Source organism: Streptomyces sp. NPDC086080 (assembly GCF_044540255.1).
Taxonomy (GTDB): Bacteria; Actinomycetota; Actinomycetes; order Streptomycetales; family Streptomycetaceae; genus Streptomyces.
In genome coordinates, this window is sequence record NZ_JBITRU010000005.1 from 199,601 (window position 1) to 215,552 (window position 15,952).

A 15,952-nucleotide genomic window follows, 5' to 3' on the forward strand; every position below is an offset into this window, starting at 1 on the left:
TTCTTTCGTCACCCTACTATGGTCTACTGCGGTATAAGCGGTGTACTGCGTATCGCGCAGGATGCTGTTGTCTGCGCATGGTGGTTCGGTGATGGAGTTCGCTGCCGACATCCCCCGCTGGCGCCAAGTGGCCGAGGTGATTCGCCGCCGTATCGAGGACGGCACCTATCCGCCACGCACTCGTATCCCGTCCGTCGTGGAGATCACAGCGGAATTCGGCATCGCGGCGGTGACTGCCCAGAAGGTGCACAAGGGTTTGCGTGCGGAAGGGCTTATCTACACAGAACCCGGCCTCGGCTCCTTCGTCGCCGAGCGCCCGGGGGCGTAGTGCCCCCGCCTACGGGCTGACGCCCTTCAGGACGCCGTCTCGCCCCGTACCAGCGGGCCGCACGCCGGCTGGGTGCCTTCGGGCAGGTCGTCCGGGTGGCACCAGCGGGCCTCGATGATCTCGAAGGGGTCGAGGCGGAGTTCGCCGCCCAGGAGGCGGGCCTCGTAGGCGACCTCCGCGCGGATGCGCAGGCCGCTGTTCAGCATGACGAGGCGGCCCACCTCCACGTCGAGGTTGGTCTCCTCCTTGACCTCGCGCACCACGGTCGCCCGGAAGTCCTCGCCCTTGCGGGCGAAGCCGCTCGGCAGGCCCCACTGGCGGGCCGGGTGCCACATGCGGTGGCGGAGCATCAGTACGCGCCCCTCGTCGTCGCGCACGACGCCGGTCACGCCGACCACGAACTTGGCGTGCAGCAACCACATGATGCGGCTCTGTAAGGGGCGCAGGAGTCGCCAGAGACGGACGAGAAGGCGTCGCACGGGGCCTCGGATGCTGGGAACGGACGGGGGTGTCACCACCGGGAACGGTACCTGGTGGGGTTCCACGTGGTGGACGGAGTTGACCGGGGCGGGGCGCGGGCGTCATCGTCAGGTATATAGCGCTCTACGGTGCTGACTCGGTTCAATACGCTGGACCGGGCAGTCCATCAGGGCGCACACTCGGTACCAGTCAGCGCCCGCTCCGACGTCCCTGGAAGGTCCCGTGACCAGCCCCAGCGCCGCCACCCCGTCCACCGCCCCCGGGACGGGCCACGCCCCTGCGCCTGCGCCGGCCGGTGCCCCGCGCGGGCGCGGCTCCCTGGGCCCGGTCGGGCTGGTGCTCGCCGGTGGGGTCTCCGTGCAGTTCGGCGGGGCGCTGGCGGTGACGCTGATGCCGCGGGCCGGCGCTCTCGGGGTGGTGGCGCTCCGGCTGCTCGTGGCCGCGATCGTGCTGATGGTGCTGTGCCGGCCGAAGCTGCGCGGGCACGCGCGCGCCGACTGGGGCACGGTGATCGTCTTCGGTGTCGCCATGGCCGCGATGAACGGGCTCTTCTACCAGTCCCTGGCCCGCATCCCGCTGGGCCCGGCGGTCACGCTGGAGGTCCTCGGTCCGCTCACGCTGTCCGTCCTGGCCTCCCGGCGGGCGATCAACCTCGTGTGGGCCGGACTGGCCCTCGCCGGTGTGTTCCTGCTCGGCGGCGGCGGGTTCAGCGGCCTCGACCCGCTGGGCGTCGCCTTCGCGCTCGGTGCCGGTGCCATGTGGGCGGCGTACATCGTCTTCAGCGCCCGTACGGGGCGCCGCTTTCCGCAGGCGGACGGGCTCGCCCTCGCCATGGGGGTGGCGGCCGTGCTCTTCCTGCCGCTGGGTATCGCCGAGTCCGGTACGAAGCTCCTCGACCCGACGGTCCTCGGCCTGGGCGCGGCGGTCGCGGTGCTGTCCTCCGTACTGCCGTACACCCTCGAACTCCTCGCCCTGCGCCGCCTGCCCGCCTCCACCTTCGCCATCCTGATGAGCCTGGAACCGGCCCTCGCCGCCGCCGCCGGTTTCCTGATCCTCGACCAGGCCCTCTCCGCCGCCGAGGCCGCCGCCATCGCCCTGGTCATCGCGGCGAGCATGGGCGCGGTACGGACGCAGGTGGGGCGGCGGAAGGCGCGGGGGACCCCGGGGACGGCTCCCGACGCCGCCGGCCGGGGCACGGACGACGGCGGACCTGGGTAGGGTACGGGGCACTCACAGGGGGGGAGCGGCATGCTGGCGGGGGCGTTCGGCGATCTGGTGCTGGGGCTGCTGGCCAGTTGCCTGAGTGGCCTGGCGGTGTGGCTGTGGCAGCGCGGCAAGCACAGCCGGGACCTGCGGGTGCGGATGAGTGTCGTCGGCGCCCGTCCCGGCGACACCTGCCTCATCGTGATGAACAACAAGTACGACGCTCCGGGCACCACGCACCACCACGACGTGCAGGCCATGATCGAGGCGGCCGTCCTCGGCCACGGTCTGGGGTGCGAGGTCGAGGTCGTCCGCGGTGACGACTTCCGGGGCGGGAACGGGAACAGGCCCGAGTTCTGCATCGGGGGTCCGCTCGGTTCGAACGTGCGGAGCGCGGGTCATCTCGCGCACAGTCTCCCGGGCGTCACGTTCCACCCCTACACCCACCCGGACCATCCGCTGGCCATCGAGGCGGGCGGGGTACGCCATCGATGGGACAGCGGGAACGAGGCGTACGTGCTGCTCGCGAAGTTCACCGCGCCGGGCGGGGAGCGTCCCGTCGTCCTCATCTGCGGACAGACCGCGCTCACCAATCACGCCGCCGCGTACTTCCTGCGCCGCTTCTACCGCCGGATAGCGGACACGGTCGCCTCCACCGACCGGTTCTGCCTGATCCTCAAGGTGCCCGCGATCGGCACCTACGGCTACCAGGGGGTCGTCCTGGAACGCGACATCACCGACGTGGCCTTCACGCGCGGAGCGTGAGTCGGCGGGGCGCACCGCCCCGCGGTGCGTCCCGTCCTACAAACGCACCGATAGGTTTCCCACCGTGGCCGTCATGGTCAGCTCGCCACCGATGGCGTGCAGGTACGCCGCCATCGTCGGGGTGTCCAGGCGAGCGGTGCCCCGCTCGATCCGGCTGACCCGGCCCTGAGTGACGCCCATCGCCTTGGCGACTTGAACCCGGGTGAGGTCCTGAGCCTTGCGGAGTGCGGCCAGCGCGTGTCCCCGCTCCGCGTCGACCATGGCCGCTTTGATGGCGTCGATCCGTTCGCGGTTCCCGGGAGTGGTGTCGGTCGTCAGGTCGTCCATGGAGCCAAGATTCATGGCCCTGTCCTTCTTTCAACAGGAATCGGCACCACGCAATGGTGTCGCACAGGACGGGCAAAAAAATCCAGCAAGCATGCTTGATTGTTTTATGGGCCGCTGCCATGCTCCCCCCCATGGCAGACCCGACGCGTGTCATCGACGACCTGTGTGCCGAGAGTGACGAACTGGACCGGCTGGTAGCCGGGTTGGGTACCGAGCAGTGGGCGCTGCAGACGCCCGCCGCCGGCTGGACCGTGGCCCATCAGATCGCCCACCTCGCCTGGACCGACCACTCCTCGCTGCTCGCCGTCACCGACGCGGACGGGTTCCGGGCGTTGGTCGAGGGGGCCCTGAACGCCCCGCACACCTTCGTGGACGACGGCGCCGCGGAGTACGCCCGGGCCGCGCCCGGCGAGCTGCTGGCGCGATGGCGGGAGGGGCGCGCGGCGCTGGAGAAGGCGCTGCGGGAGGCTCCGGCCGGGGCGCGGTTCCCCTGGTACGGGCCGCCCATGTCGGCCGCCTCCATGGCCACCGCCCGTCTCATGGAGACCTGGGCGCACGGGCAGGACATCGCCGACACCCTCGGTGGGACGCGGCCGCCCAGCGACCGGCTCCGGCACGTGGCGTGGCTCGGGGTGCGGACCCGCGACTTCGCGTACGGGGCGCACGGCCTCACCCCGCCCGCCGAACCGTTCCGCGTCGAGCTCACCGGCCCGGGGGGCGAGACATGGGCCTACGGTCCCGAGGACGCACCCCAGCGGGTCACCGGGCCCGCGCTCGACTTCTGCCTCCTCGTCACCCAGCGCGCCCACCGCGCGGACCTCGCCCTCACCGCCGACGGCCCCGACGCCGACCGCTGGCTGGACATCGCCCAGGCCTTCGCCGGGCCGCCCGGCGACGGACGGGAGCCGAAGGGGGACGCCGCGCCGTGACGACGAAGACGGACACAGCGGCGGCAGCAGCGACAGCGGCGGCGGCGACCCTGCGCATCGGGAACTTCTCCGGCTTCTACGGCGACCGCTTCGACGCCCTGCGCGAGATGCTCACCGGCGGCGAGGTGGATGTCCTCACCGGCGACTACCTCGCCGAGCTGACCATGCTCATCCTCGCCCGCGACCGGCTGAAGGACCCCTCCGCCGGATACGCCCGCACCTTCCTGCGGCAACTGGAGGAGACCCTCGGGCTTGCCCACGAGCGGGGGGTCCGCATCGTCACCAACGCGGGCGGGCTCAACCCGGCCGGTCTCGCCGACGCCGTACGGGCCCTCGCCGGCCGACTCGGCATCCCCGTACGGGTCGCCCACGTCGAGGGCGACGACCTCACCGCGCGGTACCCCGGCAGCCTCGCCGCCCACGCCTACCTCGGAGGCTTCGGGATCGCGGAATGCCTCCGCGCGGGCGCCGACGTCGTGGTCACCGGGCGGGTCACCGACGCGGCCCTCGTCACCGGTCCCGCCGCCGCCCACTTCGGCTGGGCACCGACGGACCACGACCGGCTCGCGGGCGCCGTCGTCGCCGGGCATGTGCTGGAGTGCGGGGCGCAGGCCACCGGCGGGAACTACGCCTTCTTCGGCGAGGGCGGTGCCGTACGGCCCGGCTTCCCCATCGCCGAGTTGCACGAGGACGGCAGCAGCGTCATCACCAAGCACCCCGGCACCGGCGGTCTGGTCGACGTGGGCACGGTGACGGCACAGCTGCTGTACGAGACGGCCGGCGCCCGTTACGCGGGGCCGGACACCACTGCCCGCCTGGACACCGCGCGGCTCACGCAGGAGGGCCCGGACCGGGTGCGGATCGACGGTGTCCGGGGCGAGGCCCCGCCCCCGGAGCTCAAGGTCGGCGTCAACCGCCTCGGGGGCTTCCGCAACGAGGTCGTGTTCGTCCTCACCGGACTCGACATCGAGGCCAAGGCCGACCTCGTGAAGGCGCAGATGGGTGACGCGCTCTCCAAGTCGCCGCCCGCCGAGGTGCGCTGGGACCTGGTACGCACCGACCGGCCCGACGCCCCGACCGAGGAGACGGCGAGCGCCCTGCTGCGGCTCGTCGTACGCGACCCGGAGCAGGAGAAGGTCGGGCGTGCGCTGAGCGCCGCCGCCATCGAGCTGGCGCTGGCCAGCTACCCCGGGTTCCACGTCCTGGCACCACCGGGAAAGGGCTCCCCCTACGGAGTCTTCGAGGACGCGTACGTCCGCCAGGGCGACGTCGGCCATGTGGCCGTCCTCCACGACGGCCGCCGTGTCCCCGTGGACGCGCCGCACGACACCGCCGTACCCGTCGACGTACCGGAGCCCGCGCTCCCCGAGCCGCTGCCCGCGGGGCCCGTGAGACGAGCGCCCCTCGGCCTTCTCGCCGGCGCCCGCAGCGGCGACAAGGGCGGCAACGCCAATGTCGGCGTGTGGGTGCGCGACGACGACGCCTGGCGGTGGCTCGCGCACGAGCTGACCGCCGAGCGGTTCCGCGCACTGATCCCCGAGGCCCGCGAGCTGCCCGTCACCCGGCACGTCCTGCCCCACCTGCGCGCCCTGAACTTCCTCGTCGAGGGCATCCTCGGCGAAGGCGTCGCCGCGCAGGCCCGATTCGATCCGCAGGCCAAGGCGCTCGGTGAATGGCTGCGGTCCCGGCATCTCGACATCCCGGAGGTCCTGCTGTGACGGTCCTCGCATCCGCCCTCGACACCACCGATCCGGAGTACCGGGAGCACCGCGACGCCATGCTCGCCAAGCTCGCCGCACTCGACGCCGAGCACGCCAGGGCCGTCGCGGGCGGCGGGGAGAAGTACGTCGAACGGCACCGCACGCGCGGCAAGCTGCTCGCCCGTGAGCGCATCGAGCTGCTCCTCGACCCCGACACGCCGTTCCTGGAACTCTCCCCGCTGGCGGCCTGGGGGAGCGACTACACCGTCGGCGCCTCCCTCGTCACCGGCATCGGGGTCGTCGAGGGCGTGGAGTGCCTGATCACCGCCAACGACCCGACCGTGCGCGGCGGTGCCAGCAACCCGTGGTCGCTGAAGAAGGCCCTGCGCGCCAACGACATCGCGCTCGCCAACCGGCTGCCCTGCATCAGCCTCGTCGAGTCCGGCGGCGCCGACCTGCCCTCCCAGAAGGAGATCTTCATCCCGGGCGGCGCCATCTTCCGGGACCTCACCCGGCTGTCGGCGGCCGGTATCCCGACCGTCGCCGTCGTCTTCGGCAACTCCACCGCCGGGGGCGCGTACGTCCCCGGCATGTCCGACCACGTGATCATGGTCAAGGAGCGGGCGAAGGTGTTCCTCGGCGGGCCGCCGCTGGTGAAGATGGCGACCGGGGAGGAGAGCGACGACGAGTCCCTGGGCGGCGCCGAGATGCACGCGCGCGTGTCGGGCCTCGCCGACTACTTCGCCGTCGACGAGCAGGACGCGCTCCGCCAGGCCCGCCGGGTCGTGGCCCGCCTCAACCACCGCAAGGCGCACGCCGACCCGGGACCCGGCGCACCCCCCACGTACGACGAGGACGAACTCCTCGGCATCGTCCCGGGCGATCTGAAGATCCCCTTCGACCCGCGCGAGGTCATCGCGCGGATCGTCGACTCCTCCGACTTCGACGAGTTCAAACCCCTCTACGGCACCAGCCTCACCACCGGCTGGGCCGCCCTGCACGGCTACCCGGTCGGCATCCTCGCCAACGCCCAGGGGGTTCTCTTCAGCGAGGAGTCCCAGAAGGCCGCCCAGTTCATCCAGCTCGCCAACCAGCGCGACATCCCGCTCCTCTTCCTGCACAACACCACCGGCTACATGGTCGGCAAGGAGTACGAGCAGGGCGGCATCATCAAGCACGGCGCCATGATGATCAACGCCGTCAGCAACTCCCGCGTCCCGCACCTGTCCGTCCTCATGGGCGCCTCCTACGGCGCCGGGCACTACGGCATGTGCGGCCGCGCCTACGACCCGCGCTTCCTCTTCGCCTGGCCCAGCGCCAAGTCCGCCGTCATGGGCCCGCAGCAGCTCGCCGGCGTCCTGTCCATCGTCGCCCGGCAGTCGGCGGCGGCGAAGGGACGGCCGTACGACGACGAGGCGGACGCGGCGCTGCGCGCCATGGTGGAGCAGCAGATCGAGTCCGAGTCGCTGCCCCTGTTCCTGTCCGGGCGGCTGTACGACGACGGCGTCATCGACCCGCGCGACACCCGCACCGTTCTCGGCCTGTGCCTGTCGGCCATCCACACCGCGCCCTACGAGGGCGCGCGCGGTGGCTTCGGCGTCTTCCGGATGTGAGGTCCACGATGCCCATGATTACTTCCGTACTGGTGGCGAACCGGGGCGAGATCGCCTGCCGTATCGTCCGCACCTGCCGCGAGCTGGGCATCCGCACCGTCGCCGTGCACTCGGACGCCGACGGGAACGCGCTCCACGCGCGCGTGGCGGACACGGCGGTCCGTCTGCCGGGGGCGGCGCCCGCCGACACCTACCTGCGCGGCGACCTGATCGTGAAGGCGGCCCTCGCGGCCGGCGCGGACGCCGTGCACCCCGGCTACGGCTTCCTCTCCGAGAACGCGGGCTTCGCGCGGGCCGTCCTGGACGCCGGACTGGTGTGGATCGGGCCGCCCCCGGAGGCGATCGAGGCGATGGCGTCCAAGACCCGCGCCAAGGAGCTGATGGGCATCGCGCCCCTGCGCGAGGTCACCGAGGCCGATCTGCCGGTGCTGGTGAAGGCGGCGGCGGGCGGCGGCGGACGCGGCATGCGCGTCGTACGGCGGCTCGCGGACCTGGACGGTGAACTGGCCGCCGCCCGCGCGGAGGCCGCGAGCGCCTTCGGGGACGGTGAGGTGTTCACGGAGCCGTATGTGGAGGACGGACGGCACGTCGAGGTGCAGGTGCTCGCCGACACGCACGGCACGGTGTGGGCGCTCGGCACGCGCGACTGCTCCCTCCAGCGCCGCCACCAGAAGGTGATCGAGGAGGCCCCGGCGCCGGGACTGTCCGCGCGGCTCACCGAGGAGCTCCACACCCTCGCCGTACGCGCCGCGCGCGCCGTCTCCTACACCGGCGCCGGCACGGTGGAGTTCCTCGTCGCCGACGGCCGGGCGCACTTCCTGGAGATGAACACCCGCCTCCAGGTGGAACACCCGGTGACGGAGGCCGTGTTCGGTGTCGATCTCGTCGCCGAGCAGATCCGCGTCGCCGAGGGGCACGCCCTGGACACCGAACCCCCGGCCGCGCGCGGTCACGCCGTGGAGGCCCGCCTCTACGCCGAGGATCCGGCCCAGGGGTGGGCCCCGCAGACCGGCCGGCTGCACCGCCTCGCCGTCCCCGACGCCGTACGCCTGGACACCGGCTACACCGACGGCGACGACATCGGCGTCCACTACGACCCCATGCTCGCCAAGGTCGTCGCCCACGCGCCCACCCGCGCGGAGGCGGTCCGCAAGCTGGCCGCCGCCCTCGACCGCGCGGTCGTCCACGGCCCGGTCACCAACCGGGACCTCCTCGTCCGCACCCTGCGGCACGAGGAGTTCGCCGAGGCCCGTATGGACACGGGTTTCTACGACCGCCACCTGCCCGCACTGACCACTCCCGCCGCCGACCCGCACGCCCCGCTCGCCGCCGCCCTCGCCGACGCCCACGGCCGCTCCCGCTTCGGCGGCTGGCGCAACGTGGCCTCGCAGCCGCAGATCAAGCGGTACGTCATGGGGGGCGAGGAACACGAGGTCCGCTACCGGCACACGCGCGGCGGCCTCGAAGCCGACGGGGCCCAGGTCGTGCACGCCGACGCGGGTCTGGTGATCCTCGACGTGGACGGCGTACGGCGCAGGTTCGAGGTCAGCCGCTACGGCGACCGCGTGTACGTCGGCGCCACCGCCCTCACCGCCCTGCCCCGCTTCCCCGACCCCACCACCCAGCACGCCCCCGGCTCCCTCCTGGCCCCCATGCCGGGCACGGTCGTCCGCATCGCGGAGGGCCTGACCGAGGGAACGCCGGTCGAGGCCGGCCAGCCTCTGCTGTGGCTGGAGGCCATGAAGATGCAACACAAGATCACCGCCCCGGCGACGGGAACCCTCAGCGCCCTCCACGCCACACCGGGCCAGCAAGTGGAGCCCGGCACCCTTCTGGCGGTGGTGGAGGCAACACCCTAGGGGCGCGGGGCTGCGCCCGATATGCGGCTGCTGCCGCGTGGGCACGACCAGCCCGATACAACCCGCACCCTCCCGACGACCTGAAGCCCCTCCCCAGGGGCGCGGGGAACTGCGCGAGTAACCACAACGAACCCGCACCCTCCCGACGACCTGAAGCCCCTCCCCCTTAGGAGCGCTCGTGCCCGTCATCGAATCCGAAGAACACAAGGCCCTCCGCGCGGCCGTCGCCGCCCTCGGTAAACGCTACGGCCGCGACTACCTCACCAACGCCGTCACCTCCGGCCAACACCCCGAGGAACTCTGGTCGGAGGCCGCCAAGCTCGGCTACCTCGGCGTCAACCTGCCGGAGGCATACGGCGGTGGGGGCGGCGGCATCGCCGAACTCTCCATCGTGCTGGAGGAACTGGGCGCGGCGGGCTGCCCGCTGCTCATGATGGTCGTCTCCCCGGCGATCTGCGGCACCGTCATCGCCCGCTTCGGCACCGAGGAGCAGAAGCGGGAGTGGCTGCCCGCCCTGGCCGACGGCACCCGCACCATGGCCTTCGGCATCACCGAACCCGACGCCGGTTCCAACTCGCACCGCATCACCACCACCGCCCGACGCGACGCCGGCACCGGCGACTGGCTGCTCACCGGCCGCAAGGTGTTCGTCTCCGGGGTGGACACCGCCGACGCGACGCTGATCGTCGGCCGGACCGAGGACGCCCGCACCGGGAGCCTCAAGCCCTGCCTGTTCATCGTCCCGCGCGACACCGAGGGCTTTCAGCGGAACGTCATCGAGATGGAACTCAACGCATCCGAGAGGCAGTTCGAGCTGGTCCTCGACGATGTGCGGCTGCCCGCCGGGGCACTCGTCGGTGACGAGGACGCGGGCCTGCTGCAGCTGTTCGCCGGGCTCAACCCCGAGCGCATCATGGGCGCCGCCTTCGCCATCGGCATGGGCCGCTACGCCCTCGGCAAGGCCGTCGAGTACGCCCGCGAACGCACCGTCTGGAAGGTCCCCATCGGCGCCCACCAGGCCATCGCCCACCCCCTCGCCCAGGCGCACATCGAACTGGAGATGGCCCGCCTGATGATGCAGAAGGCCGCCCACCTGTGCGACGCCGGTGACGACATCGGCGCCGGCGAGGCCGCCAACATGGCCAAGTACGCGGCCGGTGAGGCCTGTGTGAAGGCCGTCGACCAGGCCGTGCACACCCTCGGCGGAAACGGTCTCACCCGCGAGTACGGGCTCGCCTCGCTGATAACGGCGGCGCGCGTGTCTCGTATTGCCCCGGTGAGCCGGGAGATGATTCTCAACTACGTCTCCCACCAGACCCTGGGCCTGCCCAAGTCGTACTAGACGCATCAGGGGGTGTCCGGCACCGGCACCCCCGGGCCCGCCCGGCTTCCGGCCGTCTTGGAGGAACCATGTTCCGAAGCGAGTACGCAGACGTCTCTCCGGTCGACCTCCCCATCCACGACGCGGTGCTCGCCCGGGCCGCCGAGTTCGGGGACATCCCGGCACTGATCGACGGCACCGACGGCACCACCCTCAGCTACGAACAGCTCGACCGCTTCCACCGGCGGGTCGCCGCCGGGCTCGCCGAGGCGGGCCTGCGCAAGGGCGACGTGCTCGCCCTGCACAGCCCCAACACCATCGCCTTCCCCACCGTCTTCTACGCGGCCACCCGTGCGGGCGCCTCCGTCACCACCGTGCACCCCCTGGCGACCGCCGAGGAGTTCGGCAAGCAGCTGAAGGACTCCGCGGCCCGCTGGATCGTCACCGTCTCCCCGCTGCTGGAGATCGCGCGCAGGGCGGCCGAACTCGCGGGCGGGGTGGAGGAGATCTTCGTCTGCGACAGCGCGCCGGGGCATCGCTCCCTGATCGACATGCTGGCCTGCACGGCTCCCGAGCCGGTCGTCGCGATCGACCCGGCCGAGGACGTCGCCGCGCTGCCGTACTCCTCCGGCACCACCGGCGTCCCCAAGGGCGTGATGCTCACCCACCGGCAGATCGCCACCAACCTCGCGCAGCTCCAGCCGTCCATCACGGCGGGCCCCGGCGACCGCATCCTCGCCGTGCTTCCGTTCTTCCACATCTACGGGCTCACCGCCCTGATGAACGCCCCGCTGCGGCAGGGCGCCACCGTAGTCGTCCTGCCGCGCTTCGACCTGGAGACGTTCCTCGCGGCCATCCAGAACCACCGCATCACCGGCCTGTACGTGGCCCCGCCGATCGTGCTGGCCCTCGCCAAGCATCCCCTGGTCGCCCAGTACGACCTGAGCTCCCTGCGGCACGTCATCAGCGCCGCCGCGCCCCTGGACGCGAGCCTCGCCGCCGCCTGCTCGCGGCGGCTGGGACTGCCGCCCGTCGGGCAGGCGTACGGCATGACGGAACTGTCGCCGGGCACCCATGTCGTCCCCCTGGACGCCATGGACGAGGCGCCGCCCGGCACTGTCGGCAAGCTGATCGCCGGAACCGAGATGCGCATCGTCTCCCTCGACGACCGGGGCAAGGACCTCGGCCCCGGCGAGTCCGGCGAGATCCTCATACGGGGGCCGCAGGTCATGAAGGGCTACCTCGGCCGGCCCGACGCCACCGCCGAGATGATCGACGAGGACGGATGGCTGCACACCGGGGACGTCGGCCACGTCGACGAGGAGGGCTGGCTCTTCGTCGTCGACCGTGTGAAGGAGCTCATCAAGTACAAGGGCTTCCAGGTCGCCCCCGCCGAACTCGAGGCGCTCCTCCTCACCCACCCGGGCATCGCCGACGCCGCCGTCATCGGCGTCTACAACGAGGACGGCAACGAGGTCCCGCACGCCTTCGTCGTCCGCCAGCCGTCCGCGCCGGAGCTCGCCGAGGGCGAGGTCATGATGTACGTCGCCGAGCACGTCGCCCCGTACAAGCGGGTCCGGCACGTCACCTTCATCGACGGCGTCCCCCGCGCCGCCTCCGGAAAGATCCTGCGCCGCGAACTCCGCGAGGCGCACAAGGAGCCCTCGTGACCCTGATCGGCCGCACCCACGCGCGGGGCGTCGAAACGCTGTCCCTCGACGCCCCTGAGCGCCGCAACGCCCTGTCCGCCGCCCTCGTCGGCGAACTCGCCGACGCGCTGACCGACGCCGGAAAGGACCCCGGCGTCCGCGCGGTGGTCCTCACCCACAGCGGCACCACCTTCAGCGCGGGCGCCGACCTGCGCGACCCGCCCGCACCCGAGGCGTTCGTGGGCCTGCTGCGGCAGATCGTCGAGCTGCCCAGACCGGTCGTCGCCCGGGTCACCGGGCACGTCCGCGCGGGCGGGCTGGGGCTGCTCGCCGCCTGCGACATCTCCGTCGCCTCCCACGCGGCGACGTTCGCGTTCACCGAGGTCCGCATCGGGGTCGCCCCGGCCGTCATCTCACTGCCGCTGCTGCCCCGCACCGACCCGCGCGCGCTGGCCCGCTACTACCTCACCGGGGAACGCCTCGACACCGCCGAAGCGGCCCGGATCGGCCTGCTCACGGCGGCCGGCGAGGACGTGGACGACACCCTCGCCCCGATCCTCGACGGACTGCGCAGATCCGCCCCCGAGGCCCTGGCCGAGACGAAACGGCTGCTCACGGCTAGGGTGCTGGAGACCTTCGACCGGGACGCGGCCGACCTGACCGCGCTCTCGGCACGCCTCTTCGCCTCCGCCCACGCGCGCGAGGGAATGACGGCCTTCCTCGAACGACGGGATCCGGAATGGGTGGTGTGAGCACGGCCGACCGTGCGGAACGAGTCCCCAAGCAGGACCGCAGCCGGGCCACCCGGCAGCGCCTCCTGGAGGCCGCCGTGGCCTGCCTCGCCGAGCACGGCTGGTCGGGCTCCACGGTCTCCGTCGTCGCCGAACGCGCGGGCGTCTCCCGGGGAGCCGCCCAGCACCACTTCCCGACCCGCGAGGACCTGTTCACGGCCGCCGTGGAATACGTCGCCGAGGAACGCTCCACCGCCCTGCGCGCCCTCTTCCCCGAGGGCGCCGCCACCAGCGACCGGCGCGCGGTGATCGCGGCGCTGGTCGACCTCTACACCGGACCCGTCTTCCGCGCGGCCGTCCACCTCTGGGTCGCCGCCTCCAACGAGGAACAGCTGCGCCCGCGCGTGACCGAACTGGAGCTGCGCGTCGGCCGGGAGTGCCACCGCATCGCCGTCGAGCTGCTGGGCGCCGACGAGTCCCGCCCCGGCGTCCGCGAGACCGTCCAGGGCCTCCTCGACATGGCCCGCGGCCTGGGCCTCGCCAACCTCCTCACCGACGACACCGCCCGCCGGGAACGGGTGGTGGCGCAGTGGGCGGCGCTGCTGGACGAGGCGCTGGGCTGACCCGCCGGTGACGTCCCACGGGTAATCGCCGGACTCGACGCGCCCTGGGAGCGCTTCACCCGCGCCGTACGGGTCCGGTGTGACGGGGGAGCCGCCGCCGTACGGGCCCGGTGCGACGAGGGAGCCGCCGCTGTGCGGGCCCGGTACGACGAGGGAGCCGTCACCGTCGGCTGCCCGGCCTCCTCGTGCCGCCGGCGGGACTCCCGCCCGGTCATGGGCTCAGCCGCTCCACCCGCCAGCCCCCGTCCGTCTCCGCGACGTACCGCAGGCGGTCGTGCAGGCGGTTCTCACGGCCCTGCCAGAACTCCACCGTGCGCGGGGTCACCCGGAATCCGCCCCAGTGGGGCGGGACCGGTACCTGCTCGCCCTCCGGGTAGCGGGCCGCGAGCCCGGCGTACGACGCGTCGAGCTCCGCGCGGCCGACGATCACCGAGGACTGGGCGCTGGCCCATGCGCCCAGCTGGGAGCCGTGCGGGCGGGTGCGGAAGTAGGCGGCCGTCTCGTCCCGGCCGGTGCGGCGCGCGGTACCGGTGACGATGACCTGCCGTTCCATCGGGAGCCAGGGGAACAGCAGTGAGATGTGCGGGTTCTCCGCCAGGTCACGGCCCTTGCGGGAGTCGTAGTTCGTGTAGAAGACGAACCCGTCGTCGTCGAAGTGCTTCAGCAGGACCGTGCGTGAGCTGGGCCGTCCCTCCGCGTCGGCCGTCGAGACGATCACGGCGTTCGGCTCGAACAGGCCGCCGTCCGTCGCGGCCTGTTTGAACCAGCGCGCGAACTGCTCGACAGGCGTGGCGGCCAGGTCGGTCTCGGAGAGCCCTTCTCTCCGGTAGTGCTTGCGCATCGCGGCGAGATCGAAGGGCGGAGCGTCTCGGTCGGTCACGCCGTCATCCTGCCCCATGAGCGCGGCAGCCGCGGGTGGTGGCGTACGTCACGTGATGGCACTGAGTGCCGCGGACCCTCCCCAAAGATGGCACTCAGGGATATCGTGCTGGCACTGATCCGGTTGGGTGACCACCAGCCGGGCATCACAGGGATGACGTCCCGGACCGTGAGTCCACGCAGGGTGACCGCGGATCCACCGGACGCATCCGGTCGCGCCGTCCGGACCGACACATGGTCGTCCCACCCACAACACCATCTGTCACCCATCTCACAAGGAGCCGCCAGATGTCCGACTTCGTACCCGGGCTCGAAGGAGTCGTCGCGTTCGAGACGGAGATCGCCGAACCGGACAAGGAGGGCGGCGCCCTCCGATACCGGGGCGTCGACATCGAGGATCTGGTCGGGCACGTCTCCTTCGGCAATGTCTGGGGGCTGCTCGTCGACGGGGCGTTCAACCCCGGGCTGCCGCCCGCGGAGCCGTTCCCGATCCCCGTGCACTCCGGTGACATCCGCGTCGACGTGCAGTCCGCGCTCGCCATGCTGGCCCCCGTATGGGGGCTCAAACCGCTTCTCGACATCGATGCCGAGCAGGCCCGCGACGACCTCGCGCGCGCCGCCGTCATGGCGCTGTCCTACGTCGCCCAGTCCGCGCGCGGCCAGGGCCTGCCCATGGTGCCGCAGCGCGAGATAGACAAGGCCGACTCCGTCGTCGAACGCTTCATGATCCGCTGGCGCGGCGAACCCGACCCCAAGCACGTCGCCGCCGTCGACGCGTACTGGACGTCGGCCGCCGAACACGGGATGAACGCCTCCACGTTCACCGCGCGGGTCATCGCCTCGACCGGCGCGGACGTCGCGGCGGCTCTCTCCGGAGCCGTGGGCGCCATGTCCGGCCCGCTGCACGGCGGCGCGCCCTCGCGCGTGCTGCACATGATCGAGGAGATCGAGCGCACCGGGGACGCCGAGGCGTACGTCAAGCAGGCCCTCGACCGGGGCGAGCGTCTGATGGGCTTCGGGCACCGCGTCTACCGGGCGGAGGACCCCCGCGCCCGCGTCCTGCGCCGCACCGCCCGTGAGCTGGGCGCCCCGCGCTTCCAGGTCGCCGAGGCCCTGGAGAAGGCCGCCCTGGCCGAGCTGCACGCCCGCCGGCCCGACCGGGTGCTCGCCACCAACGTCGAGTTCTGGGCGGCGATCGTGCTGGACTTCGCCGAGGTCCCGGCACACATGTTCACGTCGATGTTCACCTGCGCCCGCACGGCGGGCTGGTCGGCCCACATCCTGGAGCAGAAGCGCACCGGCCGCCTGGTCCGCCCCTCGGCCCGCTATGTCGGGCCGGGCACCCGCGATCCGCGCGAGGTCGAGGGCTACGCGGACATCGCCCGCTGAGCCGGGAAGCCGGCGGCCACGGCAAGTCCGCGACCACGCAAACGACCCGCGAGTCAGGTTCCTCCCTGGGGAGGAGCCGGCCGGACGTTACCGGCGACTCGCGGGTCGGGTGACTGCGTTGGATTCGGCCGGCTGCGTGCATCACGCACACGCGGG

At 72.3% G+C, this 15,952-nt stretch carries 15 protein-coding genes; 12 read left to right on the forward strand and 3 right to left on the reverse strand.

Going from position 1 to position 15,952, the window contains the following annotated elements; translation table 11 throughout:
* Window positions 1-91 precede the first annotated feature (91 nt).
* Window positions 92-328, forward strand: a complete 237-nt coding sequence (locus ACIF9R_RS08775; RefSeq protein WP_399976647.1) for a GntR family transcriptional regulator — start codon at window positions 92-94, stop codon at window positions 326-328.
* A 26-nt stretch (window positions 329-354) separates the two neighbouring features.
* Here ACIF9R_RS08775 and ACIF9R_RS08780 read toward each other — a convergent pair whose 3' ends face one another.
* Entirely contained in the window at window positions 355-807 is a 453-nt protein-coding gene (locus ACIF9R_RS08780; protein WP_399976236.1) for an NUDIX hydrolase, read from the reverse strand.
* A gap of 223 nt (window positions 808-1,030) precedes the next feature.
* Here ACIF9R_RS08780 and ACIF9R_RS08785 point away from each other — a divergent pair, with 223 nt between their 5' ends.
* Together ACIF9R_RS08785 and ACIF9R_RS08790 are read left to right on the forward strand one after the other, a co-directional pair.
* On the forward strand, window positions 1,031-2,026 hold the full coding sequence (locus tag ACIF9R_RS08785) for an EamA family transporter (RefSeq protein ID WP_399976238.1): 996 nt from the start codon (window positions 1,031-1,033) through the stop codon (window positions 2,024-2,026).
* A gap of 30 nt (window positions 2,027-2,056) precedes the next feature.
* On the forward strand, window positions 2,057-2,776 hold the full coding sequence (locus ACIF9R_RS08790; protein ID WP_399976240.1) for a hypothetical protein: 720 nt from the start codon (window positions 2,057-2,059) through the stop codon (window positions 2,774-2,776).
* 36 nt (window positions 2,777-2,812) lie between these two features.
* On the opposite strand, the gene ACIF9R_RS08795 is transcribed toward ACIF9R_RS08790, so the two are convergent.
* Entirely contained in the window at window positions 2,813-3,118 is a 306-nt protein-coding gene (locus ACIF9R_RS08795; protein ID WP_399976243.1) for a helix-turn-helix domain-containing protein, read from the reverse strand.
* Between the two features lie 116 nt (window positions 3,119-3,234).
* Here ACIF9R_RS08795 and ACIF9R_RS08800 point away from each other — a divergent pair, with 116 nt between their 5' ends.
* From ACIF9R_RS08800 to ACIF9R_RS08835, 8 genes are all read left to right on the forward strand, one after another.
* Window positions 3,235-4,032, forward strand: a complete 798-nt coding sequence (locus ACIF9R_RS08800; protein WP_399976246.1) for a TIGR03084 family metal-binding protein — start codon at window positions 3,235-3,237, stop codon at window positions 4,030-4,032.
* Complete coding sequence (locus ACIF9R_RS08805) at window positions 4,029-5,750, forward strand: acyclic terpene utilization AtuA family protein (RefSeq protein ID WP_399976249.1); 1,722 nt, start codon at window positions 4,029-4,031, stop codon at window positions 5,748-5,750. The genes ACIF9R_RS08800 and ACIF9R_RS08805 overlap by 4 nt, the downstream gene beginning before the upstream one ends.
* On the forward strand, window positions 5,747-7,345 hold the full coding sequence (locus tag ACIF9R_RS08810; RefSeq protein ID WP_399976252.1) for an acyl-CoA carboxylase subunit beta: 1,599 nt from the start codon (window positions 5,747-5,749) through the stop codon (window positions 7,343-7,345). The genes ACIF9R_RS08805 and ACIF9R_RS08810 overlap by 4 nt, the downstream gene beginning before the upstream one ends.
* Before the next feature lie 14 nt (window positions 7,346-7,359).
* The gene (locus tag ACIF9R_RS08815; RefSeq protein WP_399976255.1) at window positions 7,360-9,204 is read left to right on the forward strand and encodes an acetyl/propionyl/methylcrotonyl-CoA carboxylase subunit alpha; all 1,845 of its coding nucleotides are present in this window, start codon (window positions 7,360-7,362) and stop codon (window positions 9,202-9,204) included.
* A gap of 178 nt (window positions 9,205-9,382) precedes the next feature.
* Window positions 9,383-10,546, forward strand: coding sequence for an acyl-CoA dehydrogenase family protein (locus tag ACIF9R_RS08820; RefSeq protein ID WP_399976258.1), 1,164 nt, complete (start codon window positions 9,383-9,385; stop codon window positions 10,544-10,546).
* Between the two features lie 68 nt (window positions 10,547-10,614).
* Window positions 10,615-12,195 (forward strand): 4-coumarate--CoA ligase family protein, encoded by a 1,581-nt coding sequence (locus ACIF9R_RS08825; protein WP_399976260.1) that lies wholly within the window; start codon window positions 10,615-10,617, stop codon window positions 12,193-12,195.
* On the forward strand, window positions 12,192-12,926 hold the full coding sequence (locus ACIF9R_RS08830; RefSeq protein ID WP_399976263.1) for an enoyl-CoA hydratase family protein: 735 nt from the start codon (window positions 12,192-12,194) through the stop codon (window positions 12,924-12,926). The genes ACIF9R_RS08825 and ACIF9R_RS08830 overlap by 4 nt, the downstream gene beginning before the upstream one ends.
* Window positions 12,914-13,528, forward strand: a complete 615-nt coding sequence (locus ACIF9R_RS08835; protein WP_399976266.1) for a TetR/AcrR family transcriptional regulator — start codon at window positions 12,914-12,916, stop codon at window positions 13,526-13,528. Before ACIF9R_RS08830 ends, ACIF9R_RS08835 begins: the two co-directional genes overlap by 13 nt.
* 211 nt (window positions 13,529-13,739) lie before the next feature.
* Here the strand turns inward: ACIF9R_RS08835 and pdxH are convergent, their stop codons facing one another.
* On the reverse strand, window positions 13,740-14,426 hold the full coding sequence (gene pdxH / locus ACIF9R_RS08840; protein WP_399976269.1) for a pyridoxamine 5'-phosphate oxidase: 687 nt from the start codon (window positions 14,424-14,426) through the stop codon (window positions 13,740-13,742).
* 269 nt (window positions 14,427-14,695) lie between these two features.
* Between pdxH and ACIF9R_RS08845 the strand changes: the two genes are divergently transcribed.
* A complete protein-coding gene (locus ACIF9R_RS08845; protein ID WP_399976271.1) occupies window positions 14,696-15,796 on the forward strand; it encodes a citrate synthase 2 in 1,101 nt (366 codons plus the stop codon).
* Window positions 15,797-15,952: the final 156 nt, after the last annotated feature.

Excerpts from the sequence above, each read along its gene's own strand:
- ACIF9R_RS08775 (WP_399976647.1), top strand. The coding sequence starts at position 92 with ATGGAGTTCGCTGCCGACATCCCCCGCTGGCGCCAAGTGGCCGAGGTG.
- ACIF9R_RS08790 (WP_399976240.1), top strand. The coding sequence starts at position 2,057 with ATGCTGGCGGGGGCGTTCGGCGATCTGGTGCTGGGGCTGCTGGCCAGT.
- ACIF9R_RS08795 (WP_399976243.1), bottom strand. The coding sequence starts at position 3,118 with ATGAATCTTGGCTCCATGGACGACCTGACGACCGACACCACTCCCGGG.
- ACIF9R_RS08800 (WP_399976246.1), top strand. The coding sequence starts at position 3,235 with ATGGCAGACCCGACGCGTGTCATCGACGACCTGTGTGCCGAGAGTGAC.
- ACIF9R_RS08815 (WP_399976255.1), top strand. The coding sequence starts at position 7,360 with ATGATTACTTCCGTACTGGTGGCGAACCGGGGCGAGATCGCCTGCCGT.
- ACIF9R_RS08825 (WP_399976260.1), top strand. The coding sequence starts at position 10,615 with ATGTTCCGAAGCGAGTACGCAGACGTCTCTCCGGTCGACCTCCCCATC.
- ACIF9R_RS08835 (WP_399976266.1), top strand. The coding sequence starts at position 12,914 with ATGGGTGGTGTGAGCACGGCCGACCGTGCGGAACGAGTCCCCAAGCAG.
- pdxH (WP_399976269.1), bottom strand. The coding sequence starts at position 14,426 with ATGGGGCAGGATGACGGCGTGACCGACCGAGACGCTCCGCCCTTCGAT.
- ACIF9R_RS08845 (WP_399976271.1), top strand. The coding sequence starts at position 14,696 with ATGTCCGACTTCGTACCCGGGCTCGAAGGAGTCGTCGCGTTCGAGACG.